20 protein-coding genes are annotated in these 23,335 nt (G+C 52.6%); 8 read left to right on the top strand and 12 right to left on the bottom strand.

Translation table 11 applies throughout. The features are described 5' to 3' along the window. Window positions 1–287: 287 nt before the first annotated feature. Entirely contained in the window at window positions 288–1,148 is an 861-nt protein-coding gene (locus tag MWU64_RS14285; RefSeq protein ID WP_247065052.1) for a formate/nitrite transporter family protein, read from the bottom strand. 251 nt (window positions 1,149–1,399) lie between these two features. On the opposite strand from MWU64_RS14285, the gene MWU64_RS14280 reads away from it, so the two are divergent. Both MWU64_RS14280 and MWU64_RS14275 read left to right on the top strand, forming a co-directional pair. Then, entirely contained in the window at window positions 1,400–1,726 is a 327-nt protein-coding gene (locus tag MWU64_RS14280) for a hypothetical protein (protein WP_247065051.1), read from the top strand. Window positions 1,727–1,848: 122 nt separating this feature from the next. After that, window positions 1,849–4,185, top strand: coding sequence for a glucose/quinate/shikimate family membrane-bound PQQ-dependent dehydrogenase (locus MWU64_RS14275; RefSeq protein WP_247065050.1), 2,337 nt, complete (start codon window positions 1,849–1,851; stop codon window positions 4,183–4,185). Between the two features lie 40 nt (window positions 4,186–4,225). On the opposite strand, the gene MWU64_RS14270 is transcribed toward MWU64_RS14275, so the two are convergent. Together MWU64_RS14270 and MWU64_RS14265 are read right to left on the bottom strand one after the other, a co-directional pair. Next, window positions 4,226–6,181, bottom strand: a complete 1,956-nt coding sequence (locus tag MWU64_RS14270; protein WP_247065049.1) for a TonB-dependent receptor — start codon at window positions 6,179–6,181, stop codon at window positions 4,226–4,228. 246 nt (window positions 6,182–6,427) lie between these two features. Further along, window positions 6,428–7,861 (bottom strand): hypothetical protein, encoded by a 1,434-nt coding sequence (locus tag MWU64_RS14265; protein WP_247065048.1) that lies wholly within the window; start codon window positions 7,859–7,861, stop codon window positions 6,428–6,430. A 357-nt stretch (window positions 7,862–8,218) separates the two neighbouring features. Here MWU64_RS14265 and MWU64_RS14260 point away from each other — a divergent pair, with 357 nt between their 5' ends. From MWU64_RS14260 to MWU64_RS14250, 3 genes are all read left to right on the top strand, one after another. After that, on the top strand, window positions 8,219–10,018 hold the full coding sequence (locus MWU64_RS14260; RefSeq protein WP_247065047.1) for an assimilatory sulfite reductase (NADPH) flavoprotein subunit: 1,800 nt from the start codon (window positions 8,219–8,221) through the stop codon (window positions 10,016–10,018). After that, complete coding sequence (locus tag MWU64_RS14255) at window positions 10,018–11,718, top strand: assimilatory sulfite reductase (NADPH) hemoprotein subunit (protein WP_247065046.1); 1,701 nt, start codon at window positions 10,018–10,020, stop codon at window positions 11,716–11,718. Before MWU64_RS14260 ends, MWU64_RS14255 begins: the two co-directional genes overlap by 1 nt. 70 nt (window positions 11,719–11,788) lie before the next feature. Then, window positions 11,789–12,571: an enoyl-CoA hydratase gene (locus MWU64_RS14250; protein ID WP_247065045.1), complete on the top strand. Its 783-nt coding sequence runs from the start codon at window positions 11,789–11,791 to the stop codon at window positions 12,569–12,571. Here MWU64_RS14250 and MWU64_RS14245 read toward each other — a convergent pair whose 3' ends face one another. The 3 genes from MWU64_RS14245 to MWU64_RS14235 are packed head-to-tail and all read right to left on the bottom strand — an operon-like array spanning window position 12,572 to window position 14,778. Then, window positions 12,572–13,075: a DUF192 domain-containing protein gene (locus MWU64_RS14245; RefSeq protein WP_247065044.1), complete on the bottom strand. Its 504-nt coding sequence runs from the start codon at window positions 13,073–13,075 to the stop codon at window positions 12,572–12,574. It lies immediately after the preceding gene. Then, window positions 13,072–13,833 (bottom strand): ABC transporter permease, encoded by a 762-nt coding sequence (locus MWU64_RS14240; protein ID WP_247065043.1) that lies wholly within the window; start codon window positions 13,831–13,833, stop codon window positions 13,072–13,074. The genes MWU64_RS14245 and MWU64_RS14240 overlap by 4 nt, the downstream gene beginning before the upstream one ends. 24 nt (window positions 13,834–13,857) lie before the next feature. Then, window positions 13,858–14,778, bottom strand: coding sequence for an ABC transporter ATP-binding protein (locus MWU64_RS14235; RefSeq protein WP_114333768.1), 921 nt, complete (start codon window positions 14,776–14,778; stop codon window positions 13,858–13,860). Window positions 14,779–14,913: 135 nt separating this feature from the next. Between MWU64_RS14235 and MWU64_RS14230 the strand changes: the two genes are divergently transcribed. Next, complete coding sequence (locus tag MWU64_RS14230) at window positions 14,914–15,363, top strand: hypothetical protein (RefSeq protein ID WP_247065042.1); 450 nt, start codon at window positions 14,914–14,916, stop codon at window positions 15,361–15,363. 37 nt (window positions 15,364–15,400) lie between these two features. Further along, window positions 15,401–15,697 carry a hypothetical protein gene (locus tag MWU64_RS14225; protein ID WP_247065041.1) on the top strand — a complete coding sequence of 99 codons (297 nt, stop codon included), beginning with the start codon at window positions 15,401–15,403 and terminating at the stop codon, window positions 15,695–15,697. Here the strand turns inward: MWU64_RS14225 and MWU64_RS14220 are convergent. The 4 genes from MWU64_RS14220 to MWU64_RS14205 form a co-directional block, all read right to left on the bottom strand. Then, on the bottom strand, window positions 15,690–16,274 hold the full coding sequence (locus tag MWU64_RS14220) for a hypothetical protein (protein WP_247065040.1): 585 nt from the start codon (window positions 16,272–16,274) through the stop codon (window positions 15,690–15,692). The two genes, MWU64_RS14225 and MWU64_RS14220, sit on opposite strands and share 8 nt — an antisense overlap. A 154-nt stretch (window positions 16,275–16,428) precedes the next feature. Further along, window positions 16,429–17,895, bottom strand: a complete 1,467-nt coding sequence (locus MWU64_RS14215) for an ABC transporter permease (protein ID WP_114333772.1) — start codon at window positions 17,893–17,895, stop codon at window positions 16,429–16,431. Window positions 17,896–17,912: 17 nt separating this feature from the next. After that, window positions 17,913–18,563 (bottom strand): ATP-binding cassette domain-containing protein, encoded by a 651-nt coding sequence (locus tag MWU64_RS14210; RefSeq protein ID WP_247065039.1) that lies wholly within the window; start codon window positions 18,561–18,563, stop codon window positions 17,913–17,915. Beyond that, a complete protein-coding gene (locus MWU64_RS14205; RefSeq protein ID WP_247065038.1) occupies window positions 18,563–19,441 on the bottom strand; it encodes a putative selenate ABC transporter substrate-binding protein in 879 nt (292 codons plus the stop codon). The genes MWU64_RS14210 and MWU64_RS14205 overlap by 1 nt, the downstream gene beginning before the upstream one ends. A gap of 140 nt (window positions 19,442–19,581) precedes the next feature. On the opposite strand from MWU64_RS14205, the gene senB reads away from it, so the two are divergent. Further along, window positions 19,582–20,577, top strand: coding sequence for a selenoneine biosynthesis selenosugar synthase SenB (senB, locus tag MWU64_RS14200; RefSeq protein WP_247065037.1), 996 nt, complete (start codon window positions 19,582–19,584; stop codon window positions 20,575–20,577). Here the strand turns inward: senB and MWU64_RS14195 are convergent. Further along, window positions 20,574–21,209 (bottom strand): helix-hairpin-helix domain-containing protein, encoded by a 636-nt coding sequence (locus MWU64_RS14195; protein WP_247065054.1) that lies wholly within the window; start codon window positions 21,207–21,209, stop codon window positions 20,574–20,576. The genes senB and MWU64_RS14195 overlap by 4 nt on opposite strands. 542 nt (window positions 21,210–21,751) lie before the next feature. Further along, window positions 21,752–23,287, bottom strand: a complete 1,536-nt coding sequence (locus tag MWU64_RS14185) for a bifunctional GNAT family N-acetyltransferase/carbon-nitrogen hydrolase family protein (RefSeq protein ID WP_247065035.1) — start codon at window positions 23,285–23,287, stop codon at window positions 21,752–21,754. Window positions 23,288–23,335: the final 48 nt, after the last annotated feature.

The raw sequence follows: 23,335 nt of genomic DNA, 5'->3' as shown, positions 1-23,335 counted from the left end.
CCAATATGGGGCTCGGAGGAATTACTCCTCAACAGAAGTTGGCCATGATGGCCTGAGGTCTACTTTTGAACCCCCTTAAAAATGGGGGGATTACCAATTGATACTCATCGCCGCACCAGCCGCTAATTCTTATTATGGTCAGCTAGGTTATACGCATAATGATCGCTGCTGGGTTCTGGATGCGGGAGTGACCATTGGCAATTAAGTCGCAGCAGTACACGCGGGCATCAGAGCTATCGAGAGTCTGCGTGAATTGTGCATATAACCTATGCCTTAAGCTCACTGCATCACATTTCTTCCTGAACCTGGCCATAGGCAAGCATCGCGAATAAACCTGTACCGCCGATAATGTTTCCGATCAGCACTGGCGATATGTGGTAGAGCAGGGCGGTAAAGATAGTCATTTCTCCATTCACCACCAGAGCAAAAATTTCGTTGGCCCCGGCGATGACATGGGTAAAATCACCCGCCGCTATCAGCCAGGTAAACATGACAATAACCAGCACCTCGGATCTCTTCGCCGACGGCAGCATCCAAACAATTGCCGCAATGAAAAAGCCCGATGGAATCCCGCGTAATAGGGTTTCGGCCGGGGTCAGTGTTGCTAGGTGGCGCGAAATCTCAAGGATCGCCGTTAGGGTGTCCGCGGGAAGGATACCCCCGTGGACGAATATGGCAGCGGTAATAAACGTGCCACACAAATTGGCTGCAAGCACTATTCCCCAGAGGCGCGCACTGCAGTAAAACCCGTTGCGCGTCGGCTGGGCCAAGACTGGCAGCACGACGGTGATGGTGTTCTCGGTGAACAGTTGGAGCCGAGACAGGATCACCAGGACAAACCCGAACGAGTAGCCCAAGCTTGCAATCAATGTCAGGTAGGGGTGATCTGGGCCTAGATTGGCGTGGATAATGCTTTCGGCGAGTACTGAGGTGGAAATTCCAAGCCCCGCCGCCACGCCGGACCACCAGAGCGAGATTTTCGGACGTTCCAGCTCTTCTTCGCCCTCGCGAAGGATGATGGAATAGACAGTGAGCGACGATAGGCTGCTATTTTCTGCGACGGTGTCACGCTCTTTCGAAGTCAGTGATTTTTCGCTCGGCGAGGGTGTCTGTTCGCGGGATTCTCGTTTGGCTTTCTCGTCACTCATTCAACTATCCTTTAGTCATCCAGAGACGCTTGTGTTGAACTAAACGCGAGCCCGCTGGAAAGTTGTCTTTGGTAACTATGACAGCTTAGATGAATTATACGGATCGCGGGTGGTCTAACTGCTGCTAAATTGGTAATTATGGTCGTCGCCACCCACTCCATCCAATCAGTGCTACGCTATTTATAGCGGCTGTTTTTACGCTTGAGTAAACACGGTTTATCCCGGTTCCCTAAAAGAAATTGGAGTCCAAGATGACCAGCAACTTAACCAAGAAAATGCTCGATGATTGGGAGCAACGTTCAACCCATGTGAAAGAGCAAGTAAGTACAGAGGTTGTTCTCAACAAGGCGGACCTGATCAAGATAGAAGCGCTTGCCGAGACTTACGACCTGCCTGCCAGTGATTTGTTAGCCAATCTCATCAACACTGCTTTGCTGGAGATAGAAGAGCAAATGCCCTATGTGCCTGGCGATAAGGTGATTCGAGTTGAAGAGGGTGAGCCCATATACGAAGACGCTGGGCGCACGCCTGAATATATGGCGGCAAAAGCCAAGTTGGAAAAAAGCCATAAAGCTTGACTGTTAGCACTAGCGCTACGCGTCGCCACATCGGGGTTGCGCCCACTTATTCTAGAACTACCCTTTTCGAAGGGAAATTGCCTGCGTAACATGAAAAGCTAGCTAATTATGGAGCTTGTCGAATGATTATATTCACTATTGTTTTGTTACTACTAGGCATAGTGCTTCTGGCCGGTGGCGTGTGGCTGGTTTCTCTGGGAGGCAGCCTTTATTACGCCATCGCCGGTATAGCACTCATCGTTGCTGGGTTGGCATCTAAAGGGCGCCGACCCGTTGCTCGTTGGGTATACGCTGCGTTTCTGGCGGGTACCGCAATCTGGGCGCTGTGGGAGTCCGGCCATGATTGGTGGCCTTTGGCTTCACGGCTAGGGGTGTTCCTGCTGCTTGCGATCCCGCTCCTGTTTCCTGGGCCAAAAGCTCAGCGAGGCGGCGTCATGGTTTTGGCTCCGGTATGGGTGGTCGCTGGTCTCATCACGGTTTCAAGTCTTGCCTTTGATCGGCATCAGATTCATGGGCAGCTCAATGAGGAGGTCGTCTCTGCTGATCCCGAAATGGGCGACATTTCAGATGAAAGCTGGCATGCCTACGGAAGAAGCAACTTGGGGCAGCGGTACTCACCACTGGATCAGATTACCGTCGAGAACGTCGGCAAGCTCGAAAAGGCATGGCAGTATCAGACGGGTGATCTGCAAATGCCAGAAGACATTGGTGAGATCACCTACGAAGCTACACCGATAAAGGTGGGTAACAGTCTATTCCTGTGTACACCGCATAATTGGTTGGTGGCGTTGGATGCAGATACAGGCGAGAAGCAGTGGGTTTATGATGCGAAAGTGCCCATGGAAAGCCAGCGGCAGCACCAGACCTGCCGGGGCGTGTCCTATCTGCCGCCGTCGGAGGGTGATCCCAACGGGATAGACGTTCAGTTGATTAAAGAGCCTGCAGAGGATCTGGCCAGCGTTCAATGTGATGCCCAGATTTTTATGCCGACATCCGATGCACGGCTCTTGGCGGTCGATCCGGAAACAGGCGCGCGTTGCAGTGGATTTGCCGAAGACGGCTCTCTCGATTTGATGCATAACATGCCGTTCAAACAGGCTGGTTTTTATTATTCAACGTCGCCGCCCGTGGTTGCTAATGGCTTGGTGGTTGTAGCCGGTGCGGTAAACGATAACTACGATATTAACTCGCCCTCCGGCGTGATTCGAGCGTATGACGCGAAAACCGGCGAGCTGGAGTGGAACTGGGATCCCGGGAACCCTGAAAAAACGGCGCCGATCGCTGAGGACGAAACCTACAGCACAAGCACGCCAAACAGCTGGGCGGTTGCAAGTGCAGATGAGGAACTCGGCCTTATCTACTTCCCGATGGGAAATCGGGTGCCTGACCAGCTGGGCATGTATCGGACTGAAAATGACGAGAAGTATGCCTCGTCGGTGGTGGCTCTGAGCATAGAAACCGGGGAGGTTGCTTGGGTGCAGCAATTTGTTCACCACGATTTGTGGGACATGGATACCCCAGCCCAGCCCAGCCTTTTGGATTTAGACACCGAAAATGGCAAAGAGCCTGCGCTGGTTGTTCCAACCAAACAAGGCGACGTTTATGTTCTTAATCGGGAAACTGGAGAGCCCATCATTCCGATTTCTGAACTGAAAGCGCCGCAGAGTACCATTGAAGGTGATTATGCTGCCGAAACTCAGCCGATATCCGGCCTTAGCTTCCGGCCGCCCGAGTTAACCGAAGCGGATATGTGGGGTGCAAGTGCGGTAGACCAGATGATCTGCCGTATCAAATTCCGATCTCTGCGCTATGAAGGCCAGTACACGCCGCCCTCAGAGCAGGGCACTATCGTCTATCCGGGTAACTTTGGGGTCTTTAACTGGGGCAGTATTGCCGTAGACCCTGAGCGGCAGGTGATGTTCGGTATGCCGTTGTACTTGGCGTTTACCTCTAAGCTAGTGCCCAAAGATGGAACTGATCTTGGCGAGACCAATCAGGGTGAACAGGGTGTGAACGAAAACGCCGGGGCGCCTTACGCTGTAGAGATGAAACCATTCCTGTCTCCCATGGGTATCCCTTGTCAGCAGCCACCTTGGGGCTATGTGGCAGGTGCGGATTTGCGTACTGGCGAGGTGGTTTGGAAGCGTAAAAATGGCACGATTTACGATATGACCCCACTGCCACTGCCTATCGAAATGGGTGTGCCGGGCATTGGTGGGCCCATTATCACCGCTGGTGGTGTGGCCTTTATGGCTGCGTCGGTGGATGATTATCTGAGGGCCTATGACCTGACAACCGGTAAACAGCTCTGGGAAGCGCGCTTGCCCGCAGGCGGACAAGCAACGCCCATGACTTATCTAAACAGTAAAGGGGAACAGATGGTGGTTCTCGTCGCCGGTGGTCATGGTTCGGTTGGAACCACCTTCGGTGATTATGTGATTGCCTATAAGTTACCTTGATTTGAGCCAACAAGCCCTGCCCGAGGGCAGGGCTAAAGCTTTAGAAAGTAAACTCGAGCCCGGCGTACCAAGTGCGCCCGGATTCGGGCTCAAAGTAACGGCCATTGCTGGCGTTTATACGCACATTGGCGAAATGATTTCGGTCCGTCAGGTTGCGTATGCCCGCAAAACCCTTCAGTAGAAGATTCTGACCGGCGTACAAGTTGGTTCCGCCTCGCACGTTCAGCAACCAGTAATCGTTGACTTTTACATCATTCCTGTCATCGGCAACCATATCGCCGACATAGAGCGCTTCCAGTGCCGCAAAAACACCCCCCAGCCCCTGCCATTGTAGGCGATTGTTCCAGGTCTCCTCGGGCAGACCAGGTAATCGGTTACCGTCATACACTTTGCCCCCGGAGCGGTAGTCGTCAAACTTGTAGCTCGCCAACGTCAGAGCGCTGTCTAGGCGCAAGCTCGGAGTTAATAGCCAGCCAATGGAAGTCTCCATGCCTTTTCGCGTTGTATCTCCGGCGTTGCGATAGAAGGTCCGGTCATCCGGTCCCGCCAACTCATAAGGAATTAGTTCGTCTCGAACGTCTACCCAGAAAAGCGAAAGGTCGTAATCAATGCCGTTATCGAACGCACCACGTAAACCCAGTTCATGATTCAGAGATTTTTGAGGTTCGGTCTCGGGGTTCAATCCGCCCACCCCTGATGGATTGGCAAACTCCGAGAACGTCGGTGTTTCAAACGCGGTGCTGATATTTGCGTAGGTCTGGTGAGTATTTAGGTAGTGATAGCTCAGTCCTGCCGAGCCGCTCCATTCACGAAACGTCCGCTTCCCGCTTTGGTCGCCGTCCGATGCAAAATCGTCATCCACCTTCATTCGAATTCGGTCGAACCGGCCTCCCACGGAGAGCAGCAATTGATCTGTAACATTTAGGTCGCCTTGTGCAAACACGCCTAACGCCGTTGCTGTTTGCAATTCGTCTGCAGTCAGGTCTTGTAGATTACCGCTGAAACTCATTTCTCTGCGAATGCGGTCATCCCGTTGTTCCCGTGCCTCTACCCCGGCTACGTAGCGAAAAGGTAATCCACTTAATTCAAGGGACTGCCGGTAATCAGCTCTGGCCCCAAAATAGTCACGGTCGTAATCTATTCGACTATCACCAGGGTAGGGCAGCTGCTGCTCGAAATTCCGACGTATGTAAAAAGTATTGACGTGCAGTTCGCCGGGCCCCGCGGATAGGTCCTGATATTGCAAACCAAGTACTTGCTGATCGACAGTTTGCCCGGTATCGAACTTCTCGGTGAATTTGCCAGCCTGGGACTTGTCTTCTCTCACTTGCTCTGCGGTCAATGCCCCCGGATCTTCCGAGCGTGGGTTCTGTAGCAGGTTGATGATAGCGGTCAAAGAGCGATCATCGCCTAGTTCACGGCGCAGCTTAGTATTGAGCAAGTATTTTTCAACTTTCGCCTGATCACGATAACCTTCATAGTTAAGTGCGGAGGCGCTTATGCTGTGTGACCAAGCACCATCCTGGCCGCTATTGGTTACTGAAAGTTTGCCGAAGTCATTGCTGCCCCCCGTCATACGAATCGATGTTTGGTCTGGCTGAGAACGGCCATCGGCTGTTGTTACACTGATTACGCCTCCCGCCGCATTACCATACAAAACCGACGCAGGTCCTCTGATTACTTCGATACGCTCAGCGGTATCAAGGTCGATTGCGTCTAGTTGTGCCTGTCCGTCGGGGAGGGTGTATGGAATGCCGTCAACCATAATGGTAATGCCGCGAACTCCAAACGGTGCTCGGGCCCCAAACCCGCGTATCGCGATGCGTTCACCTTGAGCAAAGTTCTCTTGGTTTTGTATATAAAGCCCGGGGACTTGGGTAAGGCTTTCATTCAGCTTTAATCGCGGCTGACCTTCCCGAATGGGGGGCTGTCGAACGACCGATAAGGCAGCTGGGGTTTCGCGCAGGGAACGCTCCAATATCGGTGAGGTAACCACTATATCGGCAGGCGCCTGAGCGTAAACTGTGGGTGTGATAGTGGGAGCAAGTAGCCCACTTATGAGAACAGAGGGATATTTGAGAGTTTTCATAAGGCTAGTGTAGACAGGTATGATTTAAAGTCCCAGCCGGACATTGCTGTAGGTCTTTGGATCCTCACCAGTTCGGCAGCAGCTTCCAGCGCCCCTAGAAGGCTGTATTGTACACTTGGGCTACACTATGTGCAGCCGATAATTGTGCCTACCTCAATTGCTGCTTTCGGCCTTTTCTTTGTTTTTCTCTTTGGCTTTTTTCTTTTTTTCGAGTTCCTTTTCCTCGCCCTCTGGCTTGGGCCAATTCGCCTTTTTCTGTTCACACTCGACAATGCCATTGCTACTTAACCGAAGACTCCAGCGTTGGGCGGACTGGTGTTCTTGTCCGGTCTGGGAGTACACCAGAAGCAGATCGTAATCGTGTTGCTTTTCAATGGGGTGTGCTTTGATTTCCGAGCTGAAGTCGTCTTTGTCACTCCAGGCGTACAGCTTGTTGGTCGTAGGCTGAATCATTTCGCACAAGGCTTCGCAATCCAGACTTAGACGCTCCTGAAGATGGCTTTTCTCAAGTGCCGAATGGTCGAAGTAAGTTACGGAGCGGTAGCACACGATTTGTTGTGCTTCGTTTGTTACCCATTTTCCGGAACTTTCTTTTACCTGTTTGGGCAGGTCTGCACGTTTTCGATAGTCCAGCCACACGCGTTTTCCCGCGAAAGGTTTGTTGGTGTAAGGCGTCAGCAAGCGAATTTTCCAACGAGGTTTGCCTTTACGCAGCCAGCGAGTGATGGCGGTGATCATGTCGTCACGCAGCAAGTCCCGAACGGCGTAGATCAGGGCGATGCCAAACAACAGGCTGAGAGAAAGTTGCTCGCTGATGGTTCGGGTATTGAATAAGATGTAGGTGAACACCGCCATGATTAGCGTGGTCGAAACGGCTTTAACCATCTTGCGGGTGCCATCGCCGAGTTCGATGACTTTAGGCCGAAGCAGCACGGGGTACTCCAGCAGGCGGTGGTAAAGGCCCATTCGGTTCCAAACCCGTGTCGCATTGCCTTTGAAGCTGCTTTTGTATTCGTGTTCTTGCCGGTGTTGGTATTCCCGTTCCAAAAATTCAATCACCGATTCACGAATCTCTTCCCCAAGCTCATCAAAGCCTTCCATCGCCAAACATTCCAACAGAAATTGCTCGGTATGCCACGAATAGTAAATATCCGCCAGCCGGTAGTACCGCTGCTGGCTGCTTTTAGCCGGCGATGAATTACGCAGGCGCTGGGCAAAATTGCGACTCAGACGAAGCGCCCGTTTTATGAGGTCAACACTGAGGCCGGAGCTGTCGATTTGTTGTCGTAATCGCTCCATGGAAGCGCGGTATTGAAACAACCAGGAGCCAAAGGTGATCTCGTAATGAGGCGAGAGCAGGGCGAAGGCTTGGTTGGATTTGCCGATCCGATCCTGCTCGGGAAGGCCGAGCAAACTGAACCGATGCTCAATTGATGTAAACAAGAACTGCTGTTCGGAAAGGGTCCAGGCGGTCAGGCTGTCTTCGTGAGGGGTGAACAGATAGAGATCGACCTGATAGCGGCCCGGTTCTGACACGGTGCGTGTCAGTTGGAGGCGATGGTTACCTTTGCGTTTCAGTAAAAACACACTGCTCCCTTAAACAGCTGATCCACGTGAATGTGTTGGTAGGTGCACTCAAGCCTGTTATTGCTTGAACACTGCTTTATGGAGAGTATCGGAAATCCCCGAGAAAGTTGTTAAGTATTCTGTTAGGAGCGTGAAAAAAATCGCAGATGATCGAGATCAATTGCCACGCGTCGTTTCCGAACATCCATAAACCCAATGAAAAACAATGGACTAAGCATTATATCTACTAGCTCGATAGGTTACTCCAAAATAATCTAATTTAAAGGGGTTGCCTTTTCTTCCTACAGTGCCGCAGACACATTCATCCCCCGAGTTTGGATTCGGGGTAATTTTCATGGCATGTACTGGCGGTGGCATATGACAACAGATTTCAGTACGTCCCCTTTCTCCGGGGAGCAGCAAGAGCGGCTTAGCCACCTATTGGCAGAGCTGCGAACCGATCAGATCTATTGGCTGGCAGGGTACCTTTCCGCTTACTGCGCCAATCCGCAGCAACAAGCGCCGATTACGAAATCGCCTGACCAAGCTGTCGCGAAACCCGCGTTGACCGTTTTGTTTGGCTCCCAAACGGGTAATGCAGAAGCCATTGCCGAGCAACTTGCGGCGCAGGCAAATGACCAAGGGATTGTGGCCAAGGTTGTTGATCTTGCGGACTACAAACCAAAACAGATAAAGCAGGAGCAATGGTTAGCGTTAGTCACCTCCACGCACGGAGAGGGTGAGCCGCCCGATAACACGCTGGATTTTCATGAGTACATGATGGGTAAAAAGGCTCCCAAGCTGGACGCTCTTAAGTACAGCGTGTTGTCGCTGGGCGATTCCAGTTACGAGTTTTTCTGCGAAACGGGTAAACAATTTGACCAACGTTTTTCGGAGCTGGGAGGAACGGCTCTTACGGAACGGGTGGATTGTGATGTTGATTACGAAGAGCTTGCCGAGGCGTGGATCAGCAAACTTTTGAGCACAATTTCGGAGCAGTCCGGTAGTTCTGCGCCGACTGTTAGCGGTGTGACGTCTCCGGCTGCAAGCGCTGGGGAAAGTGTCTACAGCCGGAAAAACCCCTTCGAAGCCACCGTACTCACCAATCAACTATTAAGTGGCCGTGATTCGAGCAAAGAAGTGCGCCATATCGAATTCTCATTGGAGGATTCCGGGCTTCGATACAAACCCGGCGATGCGCTTGCGGTATGCCCTGAAAATCCGCCGGAGTTGGTGTCTGAAGTCATTGATGTTTTGGGCTTCGATGCGAAGGATTTGATAGACCTTGCGGGCGACCAGCACAGCATTGGCGATGCGCTGACCCATCACCGAGAGATCACCTTGCTAACACCACCGTTACTCAAGCAATGGGCCGAACTGGCTGAAAACGATGAGTTGCGCGCACTGGTTAGCGATTCCGCCGAGCTTCGCAATTGGTCGGAAGGGCGCGACTTGCTTGATTTGATTCGGCAATGGCCGGCTAAAGGGCTTACCCCACAGCAATTGGTGGAGTCGCTGCGTAAGCTGCCTCCCCGCTTATATTCCATCAGTTCAAGCCAGGCTGCTGAAGAAGACGAGGTACACATCACCGTGGCCGCCGTTCGTTATAACAGCCATGGCCGGGATCGGGTTGGCGTGGCATCCACCTGGCTCGCCGATCGGTTGAAAGAAGGTGCGCAGGTACCGGTTTACATCGATTCCAACAAAAACTTTGCACTGCCTGACAACGATGAAACGCCGGTGATCATGATTGGCCCGGGCACGGGTATCGCTCCATTCCGTGCCTTTATGCAGGAAAGGGAGGAGCGCGATGCGAATGGCGATAACTGGCTGGTTTTTGGTGATCGAAACTTCCGTTCAGACTTCTTATATCAAGCCGAATGGTTGAAGTGGCGGGAGTCGGGTTTGCTTACCAGGCTGGACGTTGCGTTCTCGCGCGATGAGCAAGAGAAACGATACGTGCAGCATTGCCTGGCCGAGCAAGGGGCCGAGGTATGGGCGTGGCTCAACCGTGGTGCGGCCCTGTACGTATGCGGTGATGCCGACAAGATGGCGCCCGATGTGCACCAGGCATTGCTCGGTATTGTCAGCGAACACGGCAACATGACTGCAGAACAAGCGGAAGATTTTCTACGCCAGATGAACCGGGACAAACGTTACCAACGGGATGTGTACTGATGACTGAGAAACTACCAGAAGCGGAAGTGATCAAGCGTGAAAGCGATTATTTGCGCGGAACCATACTGCAAGGCTTGGGTGATAGAGCAACAGGCGCATTGCCCGAGGACGACACCAAGTTAACGAAGTTCCACGGCAGCTATCAGCAGGACGACCGGGATCTTCGGGATGAACGTCGCCGACAAAAACTGGAGCCGTTGTACCAGTTTATGGTGCGGTTGCGGCTACCCGGTGGGGTGTTGTCGAGCGATCAATGGTTGGGCCTGGATAACATCGCTGATGAATGTGCCAACTCCACGCTGAGGCTAACCACCCGGCAGACGTTCCAGTTCCACGGCATCTTCAAAGAGAAAATGCAGACCTTCATGCGAATGGTGAATGAGCTTGGTCTAGACACCCGGGGCGCATGTGGTGATGTAAACAGAAATGTTATCAGCAACGTTAACCCACAGCTTTCCCACTTACACCAGGAAATTCATGAGTTGTCCCTAGCGATCAGCGACCGTCTTCGGTGGCGTTCAGGAGCTTATGGCGAAGTATGGCTGGGAGAAGAGCGTGTTGCGGAGTTGGGGCAGGAGGAAGAACCGTTCTATGGCCACAAATACCTGCCGCGTAAGTTCAAAATTGCATTGGCGATCCCACCGGAGAACGATTGCGACGTATTTGCCAACGACATTGGGCTAATAGCCATCATCGACGAAGGGCGTATCCTTGGCTTTAACGTGGTTGTCGGCGGCGGTATGGGCCTGACCTATGGCGACCCGGCTACCTACCCACGTTTGGCGACGATGGCCGGGTATGTGCCGAAAGATAAAATAGTTGATGCCTGTGAAGCCATCTGCGCGATCCAGCGGGATCATGGCTGCCGTACAGATCGAGCGCATGCTCGATTCAAATACACCATCGACGACCATGGAATGGACTGGTTTCAGGAGCGTTTTGCCGAGTATCACGGTGCCCCGTTCGAGCGCCCAAGGAGCTTCAGCCTAACGAGTAATGGGGATCGGTTTGGATGGGTGGAAGGCGAGGGTGGCTTTCACCATCTCACATTGCTGATTCCAACCGGCCGCGTGGCGGATACGGAAGAGGGCGGCCAGATACGTACCGCGCTTCGTGAAATCGCCGAGGTTCATGAAGGAGACTTTCGCATCACCTGCAATCAGAACTTGGTGATCGCGGGCGTAACCGCTGAAAATCGAGGAAAGATTGACGCGATTGTTGAAGAATACGGGCTGGATGCGGGTAATCGAAGCACGCCGTTGCGACAGCATTCGATGGCCTGTGTCGCGTTCCCTACGTGTGGGCTGGCAATGGCAGAATCCGAACGCTTCTTGCCGGGATTTGTCGGGCAGATTGAGCAATTGATGAGTGAGGAAGGGCTGGAGCCGGATGCCATCAATATTCGCATTACCGGCTGCCCGAACGGATGCGCCAGGCCGTACCTTGGCGAGATTGGGCTCACGGGCAAAGCTCTGGGTAAGTACAACCTGTATTTGGGCGCCGATTTCTCGGGCCAGCGGATGAACCGTTTGTATCGTGAAAACATCGACGTAGACACGATACTGGCTGAATTACGCCCGCTCTTGCGTGATTATCGGGAGGGCAGGCTCGAGAATGAATATTTTGGGGATTTTCTGGTTCGTACAGGTGTGGTGGAAGCTGAGCGAACGCCAGCTATGCTTCATCAAGCGATCAAGTGAAGCCTTACCACTTCAGCGGTTAAATCGGTTGCTTAAGTCGGTAGAGGCGATGTGAAACGAAAGGTGATTCATGACTAATTTGCTGACACAAGTAACCAATGATAAGGGCATAACCACTCTTACATTGAATCAACCGGAACGGCGAAACAGCCTTTCTCTGGACATGCTGTACGCCTTGGGCGATGCCCTTTCGGACGTGGCCACGAACGAGTCGTCAAGGGTTGTCGTGTTATCGGCGGCCGGGCGTGTGTTCTGTGCGGGTCACGATCTGAAAGAAATCCGTGGCCAGTTTGACAGCTATGCGTTTCAGAAAAAACTGTTTGAAAAATGCAGTGAGGTCATGCAGCAAATCGTTCACCTGCCGCAACCGGTGATCGCGCGGGTAGCGGGTGTGGCCACCGCAGCTGGCTGCCAGTTAGTGGCAAGTTGTGATTTGGCCGTGGCCGAAAAGGGTGCGCGGTTCGCGACGCCGGGGGTTAATATCGGGTTGTTTTGCTCGACCCCGATGGTTGCGTTATCACGCAACGTGTCACGCAAGCATGCTATGGAGATGCTATTGACCGGCGATATGATCGACGCGGAACGGGCGGAACGTATAGGATTGGTGAACCGGGTTGTGGAACAGGATCTGCTGGACGAAACGGTGTATTCCATGGCTGCAACCATTGCCGGGAAATCCGCTCACACCCTGAACGTGGGCAAGACAGCCTTCTATCGCCAACTTGAAATGCCGCTCGGCGAAGCCTACGACTACACCGCAGAAGTAATGGCCAGCAACGTGGTTTCACACGATGCCAAAGAAGGTATTTCTGCGTTTCTCGATAAGCGCCAACCCGAATGGCGCCACAAGTAATCAGGGCGGGCAGGCAGCTTCTGACCGCCAGATCAGGCGGTCGCCTTCCTCAATGCTACGCGCTTCGAAATACCCTGCGTTCATTTCCACGGCGTTCCAAAAGGGTTTGCCGGCCGGGTAGATGGGGCAGTCTGACGTGCGTGACGAAGTGCACGGCAGCATGTGCCGGATGCTGACAATCACGCCGCTATCATCGAGAAAGGCGATGTCGAGTGGTATCAGGGTTTTGTACATCCAAAACCCGTACCGGGCAGGGCGCTGCTCCTGGTATTCGAACACCATACCGGCGTTTTCTGCCAGATTACGCCGGCCCATCAGCCCTTTCTTGCGATCTTCCGCTTCGCTGGCAACTTCGACGGTAACGGAATGCCCCTCACCACTGCTCACGAAACAGGCCTGTACCTGAGGCAGTGAAACGGGGGTGTTGTTCTTACCGGCCTCGGCAGCACCGCAGCCCGTCAAAGCCAGTGCACAGGCGGGGATTAGAGTGGTGAGAGCCTTCATGAACGCAAACGATAGCCGGTTTTGAAAATCCACCAAATGGTGGTCAGGCAGATCGCCAGAAACATCAGAGTCATGCCCACGCTCACACCAATATGAACGTCTGAAACGCCGTAAAAAGCCCAGCGGAAGCCGCTGATCAGGTAAACCACCGGGTTGAACAGGCTGATGGTTTGCCAGATTTCAGGCAGCATATCGATGGAGTAGAAAGTGCCGCCCAGAAATACAAGCGGGGTCACAATCATCATGGGTACGATTTGCAGCTTTTCGAAACCGTCTGCCCAGATGCCGATGATAAATCCGAATAAGCTGAAGGTGACCGCCGTGAGCGTCAGGAATGCCACCATCCAGAATGGGTGAAGCACGGAATAATCAACAAACAAACGTGCGGTTGCGAGGATGATCAGCCCGAGCAAGACCGATTTGGTGGCGGCTGCTCCTACATAACCCAATACGATTTCGAAATAGGACACAGGCGCAGACAGCACTTCGTAAATCGTGCCGGAAAACTTCGGCATGTAGATGCCAAAAGAGGCGTTCGAGATACTCTGCATAAGCAGTGACAGCATCACCAACCCGGGAATGATGTACGCGCCATAGCTGATGCTGTCGATATCTCCCATGCGGGAACCAATCGCCGAACCAAACACCACAAAGTACAGGCAGGTCGAAATCACTGGCGACAACACGCTTTGCATCAGCGTGCGCCGCATGCGCGCCATTTCAAACTTATAAATTGCTTTAACACCGTACAAATTCATTTCTATCTCCGTGCGGGCGCGGTTTTATTCGTTCACTAGGCCAACAAATATCTCTTCCAGAGAGCTTTCCCGTGTCTGAAGATCACGGTACTCAATACCCAAATCACCCAGAGTACGTAGCAATCTGGCCACACCTGCTTGTTGCTTCTGAGAGTCGAACGTGTAAATCAGCTGGTAGCCATCGTCGGACAGCTCTACCGGTTCCAGTGTCAGCTCGCCGGGCACGGCGTCAAGCTTGTTCTGAAGGTGTAAACGCAGTTCCTTCTTGCCGAGTTTCGACATCAATCGATCTTTATCTTCCACCAGAATGATCTTGCCCTGACGAATCACCCCGATCCGGTCGGCCATTTCTTCGGCTTCCTCGATGTAGTGGGTCGTCAGGATAACGGTGGTGCCGTTTTCCCGAAGTTTACGAACCATTTCCCACATATCGCGGCGCAACTCTACGTCTACGCCTGCTGTGGGTTCGTCCAGAAACAGAATGCGCGGCTCGTGGGACAACGCCTTGGCGATCATAACCCGGCGTTTCATGCCGCCCGAGAGAGCCATAATTCGGCTATCGCGTTTGTCCCACAAGGACAGGTCTTTCAGAACTTTTTCAATGTGGCTCGGCTTCGGAGGTTTACCGAACAGGCCTCGGCTGAATGACACCGCGTGCCAGACCGTTTCGAACGAATCGGTGTTCAGTTCCTGGGGCACCAAGCCGATGGCCTCCCGGGCTTTCCGATACTCTTTGACGATGTCGTGGCCGGCAGCGGTCGCGTGACCGTTGGTTTTGTTTACGATGCCACAAATGATGGAAATGAGCGTTGTTTTACCGGCACCGTTAGGGCCGAGCAGGGCAAAGATTTCGCCCGGGTAGATGTCCAGATTGATATCGTTGAGCGCCTGAAAACCACCTTCATAAATCTTGTTCAGGTTCTTTATGGAGATATCCGGCTGCACGGCTAGTGTCCTGTTTATGTGGGTGACTCAAACCAGAAAGCCGCACATTTTCTCATGGTGGCGGCAGTTTAGAAACCTTTGCCTTGTGCGCACATATCCCCATAATGTGAGCTTGCATACAAACTGGGGCTGATGATGTTACGTGCTGTAAGTGTGTTCGGTTGTCTGATCGCGGTGATTGGAATGGCGTTTTGGGCCCTGCAGCCTGAGGGTAACCCGGAAGACGAAGTCGCCCGCGCTGAATGCGATCTGCTGGCTGGCCCCTGTGTCTGGAGCACCCCCGAGGGGCAATGGCAGGTGAGTCTGGAGTCCCGGCAGGGTAGCCCGGCGCAGCATCTTTATTCTCTGGCCGTGGAAGCCCCCGGTGCGCCTGAACGCTTTCTGGCCGTGTTACGGGGGCGTTCCATGTACATGGGCGAATACCCAGTGCCCCTGAAACAGCAATCAGACTCCCGGTTTGTTGCTGAATTCGAAGCCCCGTTATGTGCCACCGGCTCAGAGATGGTGTGGCAGATTGATTTGCAAAGCGGGCAGGAAAAGTTGGGAAGTGTGTCGCCGATCCTATTCTTTCAAGCGAAAACGTAGTTAAATTTCCGATGCTTTTACTTCCGGAGAATGAGTGATGGATTACGGAGAAAGTGTACAGAAGGTACTGCTACGGAAAATTCGAAAAACCGAGCAAGACCTGCTGCAACTCAAGCTCGATTACTGCCGCTTCGTGTTCGGCTTGAGCCATCGCTCGCGGGTAATCGCTAACGGTCAGTGCTGGATCGTTCGGGCGGTGGATGTCGATTCCATGGACCACACGGAAGAGGGCGGTTACAGCAAGCCATCGCTGACTGGCGTATTGGCGGGCTCCAGCCAGGTTACCGAGGTTGTCTCACTAGGCACAGATTGGGAGCTGGAGAAATCTAGATAAACGCATTGCTGGTAACTGCGTCATACAAACTAGACGCCGCGGGTACATGGTGATTGTGTTCCCAGAATTCTGCGCCTTCAAGCCCAGCCCGGTAACACGCTAAAAGTATGCTGCTGCTCGTTAGCGTAGACAGGGTTTGAATGGCATCCGATTGGCGAATACCGATTTTACGGCTGGCGATACCCGCAACAAGGCCGGCTAACCCCTCTGAATGTCGCACAACCTTCGGGCATAGAGAGCAGCTTGCTCCGTAAAGCCAGGCAGTTGCATAGGTTTGAACGGCTTGGGGTGCTTCGGTTAAGTTTAAACCCTTCAGTTGGCAATCCCGCTCCTGCAAACCCGCCAGGATATGAAGCTTCGAGCACAGTTCCGCGCGGTCCAGAGCCATGGGAGTCGTATCTTTTGCTGGCGTTTCACGGCGCTTGTTCGCGGGGGCGTGGACATCGAGTTTACTTGGTGTAATGGCGCCGTGAGCTTGAGCAAGCTCCTGCCGGCTCAAAGAGTACACGCGCACGCCCAGCAAACCCACCAACAACAGAAGCCCAATCTGAGTTATTGCTACGACTCCGTAAACCATTGCCTTAGTTTCCTGATCACAAGATGGATGCACCGTTTAACGCTTGCGATTGTAACATTGCGTAACGGGTGCCAGGTGCAACCCAGGCCACAGTTCGCTGCAGATTGTCCGTAGTCTTGTTGATCTGTGATCTTCGTCCCAATGACGAGGTCGTTCAGCAGGTGGGCATGGTTTTCAGGGCGAGCTTGCGGCGAATGTAGCGGCCAAGTGCGTCTACGCCAATGTTAAGAAGCGCTGTTATGAGGATCAGTACCATGGCCCGGTCGAAACGGATATTCTGAATGGCGCTGTCTACATAAAAGCCCAGTGTGTAGATACCCAAAATACCCAAAATGGCCGTTTCCCGCATGATGATTTCCCATCGGTAGAACAGGAACGCCAAAAAGGAGCGGTACACGCGGGGTACCAGTTCCCAGCTATAGCGAGACAGGCCGGTTGGTGCATCGGGGCGAAGCTGAATGGTGTTGGTCTGCCGACCAATCAGATGGCCAATAATGCCGCCGTTATGGAGCGCCAATGCAACCACTGCGGGAAGCATGGAGGGCCCCCAAAGCTGAAGCAGGATATACGCAAGAATGTATTCGGGGGTCGAACGGGCGATTACTAACAAGATATGGCCAGAGGTGCGTCGAACCGGGCCCCCGAAATGCCTGGATATCAGAGGGAAGGCTAATAGCGACAATATGCCAGTAGCCACCAGAGCGATCTGGGTGAGGACTACGGTGTTCCAGATTCCGGGCAGAGCCTCGTTTATCCAGACATCGCCCATCCATTCGGAAAGTCCGACTAAGCCTTCACCGTTGCGAATGGGGGCCGGAACAATGTCTTCGGTAAAGAACCGTTTTACGTTGCCCCAAATGATGGGCATGCCATCGCCAAGGAAGAACGGTGCCGCCAGTACATATGCCGGAAGCAGCTTGGGGCGCACCCACAGGGGCATGGTGGCGATCAAAATGTAAAACAGTACCAGCATGGCGCCAGCGTCGGAATACAGGCCTTGCGAGAAGGACGACTCCAGGTAGAAGCCCAGTGTGGGCAGTCCAACAAACCCGAGAATGGCGGAAGAACGCATGCCGCATTCAAGGCGATACGCAGTGTAGGTTCTCAGCTGTACCCAACAATCTGGAATTTTGGTGTAAAGAAAAGCAGGAATAGACCGCGTGCCAGGCGGCAGAAGTCGGCTCGGTTCGGGGTCGGATTCTTCGAAGATTTCCGAATACACTTTGGCAAAAATGCCCGCGTACGGAATAGCAATCGCCAATACGCCGGTGAGTGGGTGAAAGCCGAAAAACTGCAAAAAGATCAGTGCCCAGAACAGCTCATGAATAGAACGAATGAACGCGCAGAACATGCGTACAGGTAAAAAGCGATACACCAGCGAGAGCGCGAAACCGCACACGCTGCCAAGCGCGACACCCACAAACGCAAATGCTACCGTGCGTAAAAGCGCTGTTAAAAGGCCTTCTGTGCTGAAAAAGTTGGGGGTTACAACACCCCAGAACAATCTACCTAGATCTTGCCAAGGGTTTGCTGTGGTAATGGCAATATCGGCCACCAACAATCCTGCTAGCGCTATGGCCAGGAAGATAAAGCTGGTGCGGACGGTAGGGTAGGCGAACATGGATTCAGAACGACCGGTCAGTAAATCGAAGCAATGTCAGACGCTACCAGATTGGCTGCTGGTTCATCCAACGCAATCTGGCCATCTTGAATGCCGATAATCCGGTCGCAGTAGGCCAGCGCCATCTCCACATCGTGGAGCGCAACAATACTGGTATTAAAGCGGCCTGTCAGTAATGTTAGGGCTGTGTGCGCCATAGGGCCATCCAAGGCTGAAATGGGTTCGTCAGCTAACAGTATGGGCGCTTGGCGGTAAAGTGCACGGGCAATCGCCACACGTTGGCGCTGACCGCCAGACAGTGCTGCAGCCGGTATCCAAAGCTTTTCTGAGATCGAAAGCTCGTCCAGCAAGGCTTTGACGGCCTTTTTGTCCTTCGAAAACGGGCGAAGCAATGTCAGCGTGTTATACCAGGTTGGGTGTTGGTCAAGCTGGCCGATAAACACGTTGTGAAACACGGGCAGGGCATTAACCAGCCCTAAACCTTGCGGGATTAGTGACGCTTCTTGCTGCAGGCGTTCGTAAATTACTTTAATCAGCGTTGATTTGCCCGCACCACTTTTGCCGACCAACGCAATGTGCTCACCTTCATTGACGTGAAAAGACAGCGGGCCGATAACCCGCTGTCCTTCAAAACTGGCTGTCAGGCCATGAAAATCAAACTCTGACATTAATCCAGAATTCCAATGTTAACGGCGGTTTTACGAATTGGTTCGTAATCGTCGTTAGAGGCGGGAATAAACCCGGACCGGGGAAAGCTTTCCAGCAGGGCCGGGTCATCCAATTCCAGTAGGGCTTCGGTGACGCGGTCTTTGAAGCCTTCTCCGAAGGTTTCGTTAACATCACCACGGATGGTCCACTGGTAGTCCGGGTAGGCAGGTGTTTTCCAGATAACCTGAACAGCGTCAGTATCGATGTTGCCCTCGGCTAACTCTTTTTCCCAAACCTGGAAGTTCAGCGCGCCAACCTCGTAGGTGCCAGCTTCAACCAGGCGAAGCGTACGGGTGTGGTTGCCGCTAAAGCCAACGCGGGAAAAAACGGAATCCGGCGCTTCGCCGAACGTATCGCGAATGTAGAATTCTGGCATCAGCCGACCGGAAGTCGAGCCTTTGGAACCAAAGGTAAAGGTTTTGCCACGAAGCTTATCTTCAAGGCTTTCCAAAGAATCGGAAGGCTCGATACCGGTTTCGGTATTGGCGATAAAATACGTCTCGAACGCTTCGTCTTCTACGCCTTGGGCGATAGCTTCGGAGCCATCAACCAACCGGCGAGCCTGAACACCAGACAGGCCGCCAAACCAGGCGAGCTGCACCTGATTATTTCGAAATGCTGACACGGCCGCCGCATAGGATTTCACCGGAATATAGCGAACGTCTACATCCAGTTGTTCTTCCAGATAATCCGCCACGCCTTGGAAACGCTCCACCAGTTTGGTTTCGTCTTCGTCCGGAATTGCGGTGAAAATAAACGTTTCTGCTTGAGCTGCTGAAAACACAGACATTGAGATAAAGCCAGTGGCTAACCACTTGCGCAATTGTTTCATCGCCATGGTATTCATTCCTTTGTTATTTCAGGTCAGCGAGGGAAAGGCGGGTGCCAATATCCGCTTCAGGATACCTTGAAATACGTTATTGATGAACCGCTTTCCAAGTCAATACTTTACCTAACGCATCTACCGATGCAGAATCCTTGAAACCTCTGAACGTGGCGATTATGTACATCATCATTATTACCCCGGCAGGGCCGGATTCCAAAGCTGGCAACCGCGCAACAGCACTTCGATGGCAACGTTTGCTTCAGCAATCTGGGCATCAGGTTAGGGTCGAAACGGAATATCAGGGTGCGCAATGTGATCTGCTCATTGCTCTTCATGCATGGCGTAGCGCAAGCGCCATCAAAGCGTTCAAAGCAGCTTGGCCCGAATCACTATTAATTGTGGTGCTTACCGGCACAGACATCTATTACCACCAGCATGAATACCCTGAAGTCACTTACGAGTCGATGGATGTTTCAGATCTTCTAATCGGCTTGCATGATCTTGTGGCTCAGGATATTCCCGAACGTTACGCGGATAAGCTGCTGACCTTGCGCCAATCCGCTGATAAACCGGATGTACTTGGCGGCTCCCGCCTGGAGCCCGGGCAGTTCCATGTCTGTGTGCTGGGGCATCTGCGTGATGAGAAGGACTCTTTGAGGGCGGCCATCGCCACCCGCCACCTTCCGGACGAATCGAACATCATCGTGTCTTGCGCGGGCAAGCCTCACAGCGAGGAATGGCGGGAGCTGGCCCTGCAGGAAAGCCGAAGCAATCCGCGGTTTCATTGGTTAGGGGAGCTGAACCGTCCCGAATTATCAACTTTGATCGCGGTTAGCAGTGTAATGGTGATCAGCTCGGTTATGGAGGGTGGTGCAAATGTCATTTCTGAAGCCTGCCGCGCTGAATTGCCGATACTGGCGTCAGACATACCGGGCAACAGAGGTTTGCTTGGCGAAGATTACCCGGGGTACTTCCCCGTAAAAGACGATAAAGCTTTAGCGGAGCTGATGACCCGCACCGAAACGGACGGGGCTTTTCTGGCTGAGCTTAAGACGAGGGTGGTAGCGCTTGCCAAAACCTTCGAGCCAGATCAAGAACGCCAGAGCTTGGAGAAAGCCCTGGCGCTTGTCGGTGGAGCGGTAAATTAAAGAACTTTTTTCGCTTCGTTGGAAAGATTGTCAAAGCCTTTTACGCTTTTAAAACCTTCCAGTTTTTTCTTGTCGGCATCGCTGGGGTTGGCGATCTGTTCAATCGAAGTGATGCCGGCATCCTTCATCTTTTTGGCGGTGGCCGGGCCAATACCTTTGACGAGCGTTAAATCGGATGTATCAACCGGCTTGGCTGCTTTTTTGGCTGCTGGCTTCTTGGTGGCCGCGGGTTTCTTAACCGGGGCTTTCTTTGCCACCGGCTTCTTCGCAACGGGTTTTGCAGGCTTTGCGGCGTTTTTTGCCTTCTTTGCGGTGGTCTTGGCGGCTTTCTTAACGTCTGTTTCAACTTCTTTTGACGCAAGCCCCAATTTATCCAGCAAGCTGGTTTGTAGCTCGTGGAAATCGTTCATGCGTCGCTCAAGCTCGTCGTTAAATCGCCCGATCTCACGCTCTTTCAGCTCTTCAACTTCTTTAAGAAGTTTACGAACCGGCTCCTGCACCTGGGTTTGCAGTTGGTCCAACTGCTTGAGCGCATCGTTGATTAAACTTTCAATTTGATTGGATGCTTTATCGAACTCTTTGTTCACTGATTTAACGATTGCGTCAATGCTTGGCTTGGATTTCTTTGCCATCAGGCTATCTCCTTGCTGGATAGGCGTCTTTAGAAAACAATCAGGCTGTTTGCCGTGACCATGTTGTAGGGCCACCAGCCCTGCGTGATCTGAGAGACTGTTTTTTGTACAGCAGTTCTCTAATACGGCGTAGTTTCTCACTTAGCGGAGAGTTTTCATTCGAATCAGGATGAATGAAATCAATCGAGTAAAAGAAGTTGCTACAGTGTTTTCTCTTCTCTGTGACCAGGCCGGAAATTCCCAGAGCCCGAATGTCATCGAGAGGCATTTTCAGCACAAGATCAAGCGTAACCGTATCGCCTGGTTCGAAAGGCTTATCAGTTTTCATGACGCATCCGAAGCTGTCTAATTCGTACAAACGAGCATGCACGTCTTCGCGGCGGAAGAAGCTATGTCGGTAACGAAAATGGGCAACAAGATCCGGTAAAGCTTTATTCATGAAACCTGTTCTCTGTTCCTAATGGCGAAAACTTGAAACGGGCGTAATTTGAACCATAGACGGACTGTGTGCATTTGGCAATTACACCCATTTTTCACGGTCGTTATGATACCGATGGTTCGCGCGTTTTGATTTGATATAGATCGACTCGACGATCCAGCAGGTTGGTTACTGAGCCTTCATTGCGCACCAACTTGAGTTTGTCCAGATCCATATCTGAAAACATGATCATTTCTGTATTAGGTGTTGTCTCGGCCATCACCGCATCATGCGGGAAAGCAAAGTCTGACGGAGAAAATACAGATGACTGGGCATATTGTACGTCCAGGTTCTCGACCTTCGGCAGGTTACCAACACTGCCCGTGATCACAACATAGCATTCGTTTTCAATGGCGCGAGCCTGAGCACAATGCCGAACCCGGAGATAGCCGTTTTTGGTATCGGTCCAGAAAGGGACGCAAATGATATCGACCTCTTTGGCAGCGGCAATGCGGCCCAACTCGGGGAATTCAATATCATAACAAATAAGGATAGCGACCCGGCCGGCATCCGTCTCAAATACGTTAAATTCATGGCCACCTTCGATCACCCAGTCGCGCCGCTCGTGCGGGGTGATGTGAATCTTGCGTTGTTCGTCAACGCGGCCATCGCGGTGGCACAGGTACGAAACGTTGTAAACGCGGTCGTCTTCTATCAGGGGCATAGAGCCGGTGATGATGTTGATGTTGTAGCTGACTGCCATGTCTGACATTTCATTACGAAATTGCTCGGTGAATCCTGCCAGAAAGCGAATGGCCCGGGTTTGGTCCATTTGGTCGGTCAGGCCCATCAATGGCGCATTGAAAAACTCGGGAAACAAAGCGAAGTCGCTTTTGTAATCAGACAGGGCATCAACAAAGTACTCCACTTGTTTAAGCACTTCATCTACCGACGTGAACTCTCGCATTTGCCACTGAACCGCCCCCATACGAACCTGGGTTTTCTTGACGTCCAGAACCGACGTGGGTGGCAGGTATAGGATGTTCCGCCATTCCAGCAACGTGGCGTAGCCCAGTGATTTCTCGTCCTCAGGCAGATACTTGTGCATTAACCGGGTGACCTGAAAATCATTGGACAGCTGGAAGCTTAGGATCGGATCGTAGATTTCCTTCCGGTCTACTCGCTGAATGTATTCTTCCGGCGTGTATTGATCGGCATATTTGAAGTAGTTGGGGATGCGGCCACCGGCGAGAATCGCCCTCAGGTTCATGGAGCGGCAGAGTTCTTTGCGTGCTTCATACAGGCGGCGGCCCAAACGATAACCTCGGTACTCGGGATGTATGAAAACGTCCAGGCCGTACAACGAATCGCCGTTTGGGTTGTGCCAAATCTTTTCGTTACGAAGAATCAGGTCGTCGTAGGCGTGGGGGTTGCTGAACCTTTCGTATTTCACGCATACGGTCAGGGCAACCGCCACCAGTTTGCCGCTTTCTTCTATACAAACCTGCCCGTCCGGAAACTGTTCCACCAGTGTTTTAATCGTGTCTTTAGGCCAGGCGCCCCCGATGTCGTCATACACATCGTCCATCAACGCCTGTAGTTCGCTGTAGTCGTCGAGGGTGAGGTTTCGCAGATTCAGGTGCAGATCTTCGTGGGCCATGCAAGCTCTCTCCGTTGGGGTTCAGCATCGGCAAAAGACGATGATGCG

This window comes from Marinobacter sp. S0848L, assembly GCF_023016065.1.
In the GTDB taxonomy this organism is placed as follows: Bacteria; Pseudomonadota; Gammaproteobacteria; order Pseudomonadales; family Oleiphilaceae; genus Marinobacter.
This window is presented reverse-complemented; position numbering and strand designations above follow the sequence as displayed.

Excerpts from the sequence above, each read along its gene's own strand:
- MWU64_RS14285 (WP_247065052.1), bottom strand. The coding sequence starts at position 1,148 with ATGAGTGACGAGAAAGCCAAACGAGAATCCCGCGAACAGACACCCTCG.
- MWU64_RS14280 (WP_247065051.1), top strand. The coding sequence starts at position 1,400 with ATGACCAGCAACTTAACCAAGAAAATGCTCGATGATTGGGAGCAACGT.
- MWU64_RS14275 (WP_247065050.1), top strand. The coding sequence starts at position 1,849 with ATGATTATATTCACTATTGTTTTGTTACTACTAGGCATAGTGCTTCTG.
- MWU64_RS14260 (WP_247065047.1), top strand. The coding sequence starts at position 8,219 with ATGACAACAGATTTCAGTACGTCCCCTTTCTCCGGGGAGCAGCAAGAG.
- MWU64_RS14255 (WP_247065046.1), top strand. The coding sequence starts at position 10,018 with ATGACTGAGAAACTACCAGAAGCGGAAGTGATCAAGCGTGAAAGCGAT.
- MWU64_RS14250 (WP_247065045.1), top strand. The coding sequence starts at position 11,789 with ATGACTAATTTGCTGACACAAGTAACCAATGATAAGGGCATAACCACT.
- MWU64_RS14245 (WP_247065044.1), bottom strand. The coding sequence starts at position 13,075 with ATGAAGGCTCTCACCACTCTAATCCCCGCCTGTGCACTGGCTTTGACG.
- MWU64_RS14240 (WP_247065043.1), bottom strand. The coding sequence starts at position 13,833 with ATGAATTTGTACGGTGTTAAAGCAATTTATAAGTTTGAAATGGCGCGC.
- MWU64_RS14230 (WP_247065042.1), top strand. The coding sequence starts at position 14,914 with ATGTTACGTGCTGTAAGTGTGTTCGGTTGTCTGATCGCGGTGATTGGA.
- MWU64_RS14225 (WP_247065041.1), top strand. The coding sequence starts at position 15,401 with ATGGATTACGGAGAAAGTGTACAGAAGGTACTGCTACGGAAAATTCGA.
- MWU64_RS14220 (WP_247065040.1), bottom strand. The coding sequence starts at position 16,274 with ATGGTTTACGGAGTCGTAGCAATAACTCAGATTGGGCTTCTGTTGTTG.
- MWU64_RS14215 (WP_114333772.1), bottom strand. The coding sequence starts at position 17,895 with ATGTTCGCCTACCCTACCGTCCGCACCAGCTTTATCTTCCTGGCCATA.
- MWU64_RS14210 (WP_247065039.1), bottom strand. The coding sequence starts at position 18,563 with ATGTCAGAGTTTGATTTTCATGGCCTGACAGCCAGTTTTGAAGGACAG.
- MWU64_RS14205 (WP_247065038.1), bottom strand. The coding sequence starts at position 19,441 with ATGGCGATGAAACAATTGCGCAAGTGGTTAGCCACTGGCTTTATCTCA.
- MWU64_RS14195 (WP_247065054.1), bottom strand. The coding sequence starts at position 21,209 with ATGGCAAAGAAATCCAAGCCAAGCATTGACGCAATCGTTAAATCAGTG.
- MWU64_RS14185 (WP_247065035.1), bottom strand. The coding sequence starts at position 23,287 with ATGGCCCACGAAGATCTGCACCTGAATCTGCGAAACCTCACCCTCGAC.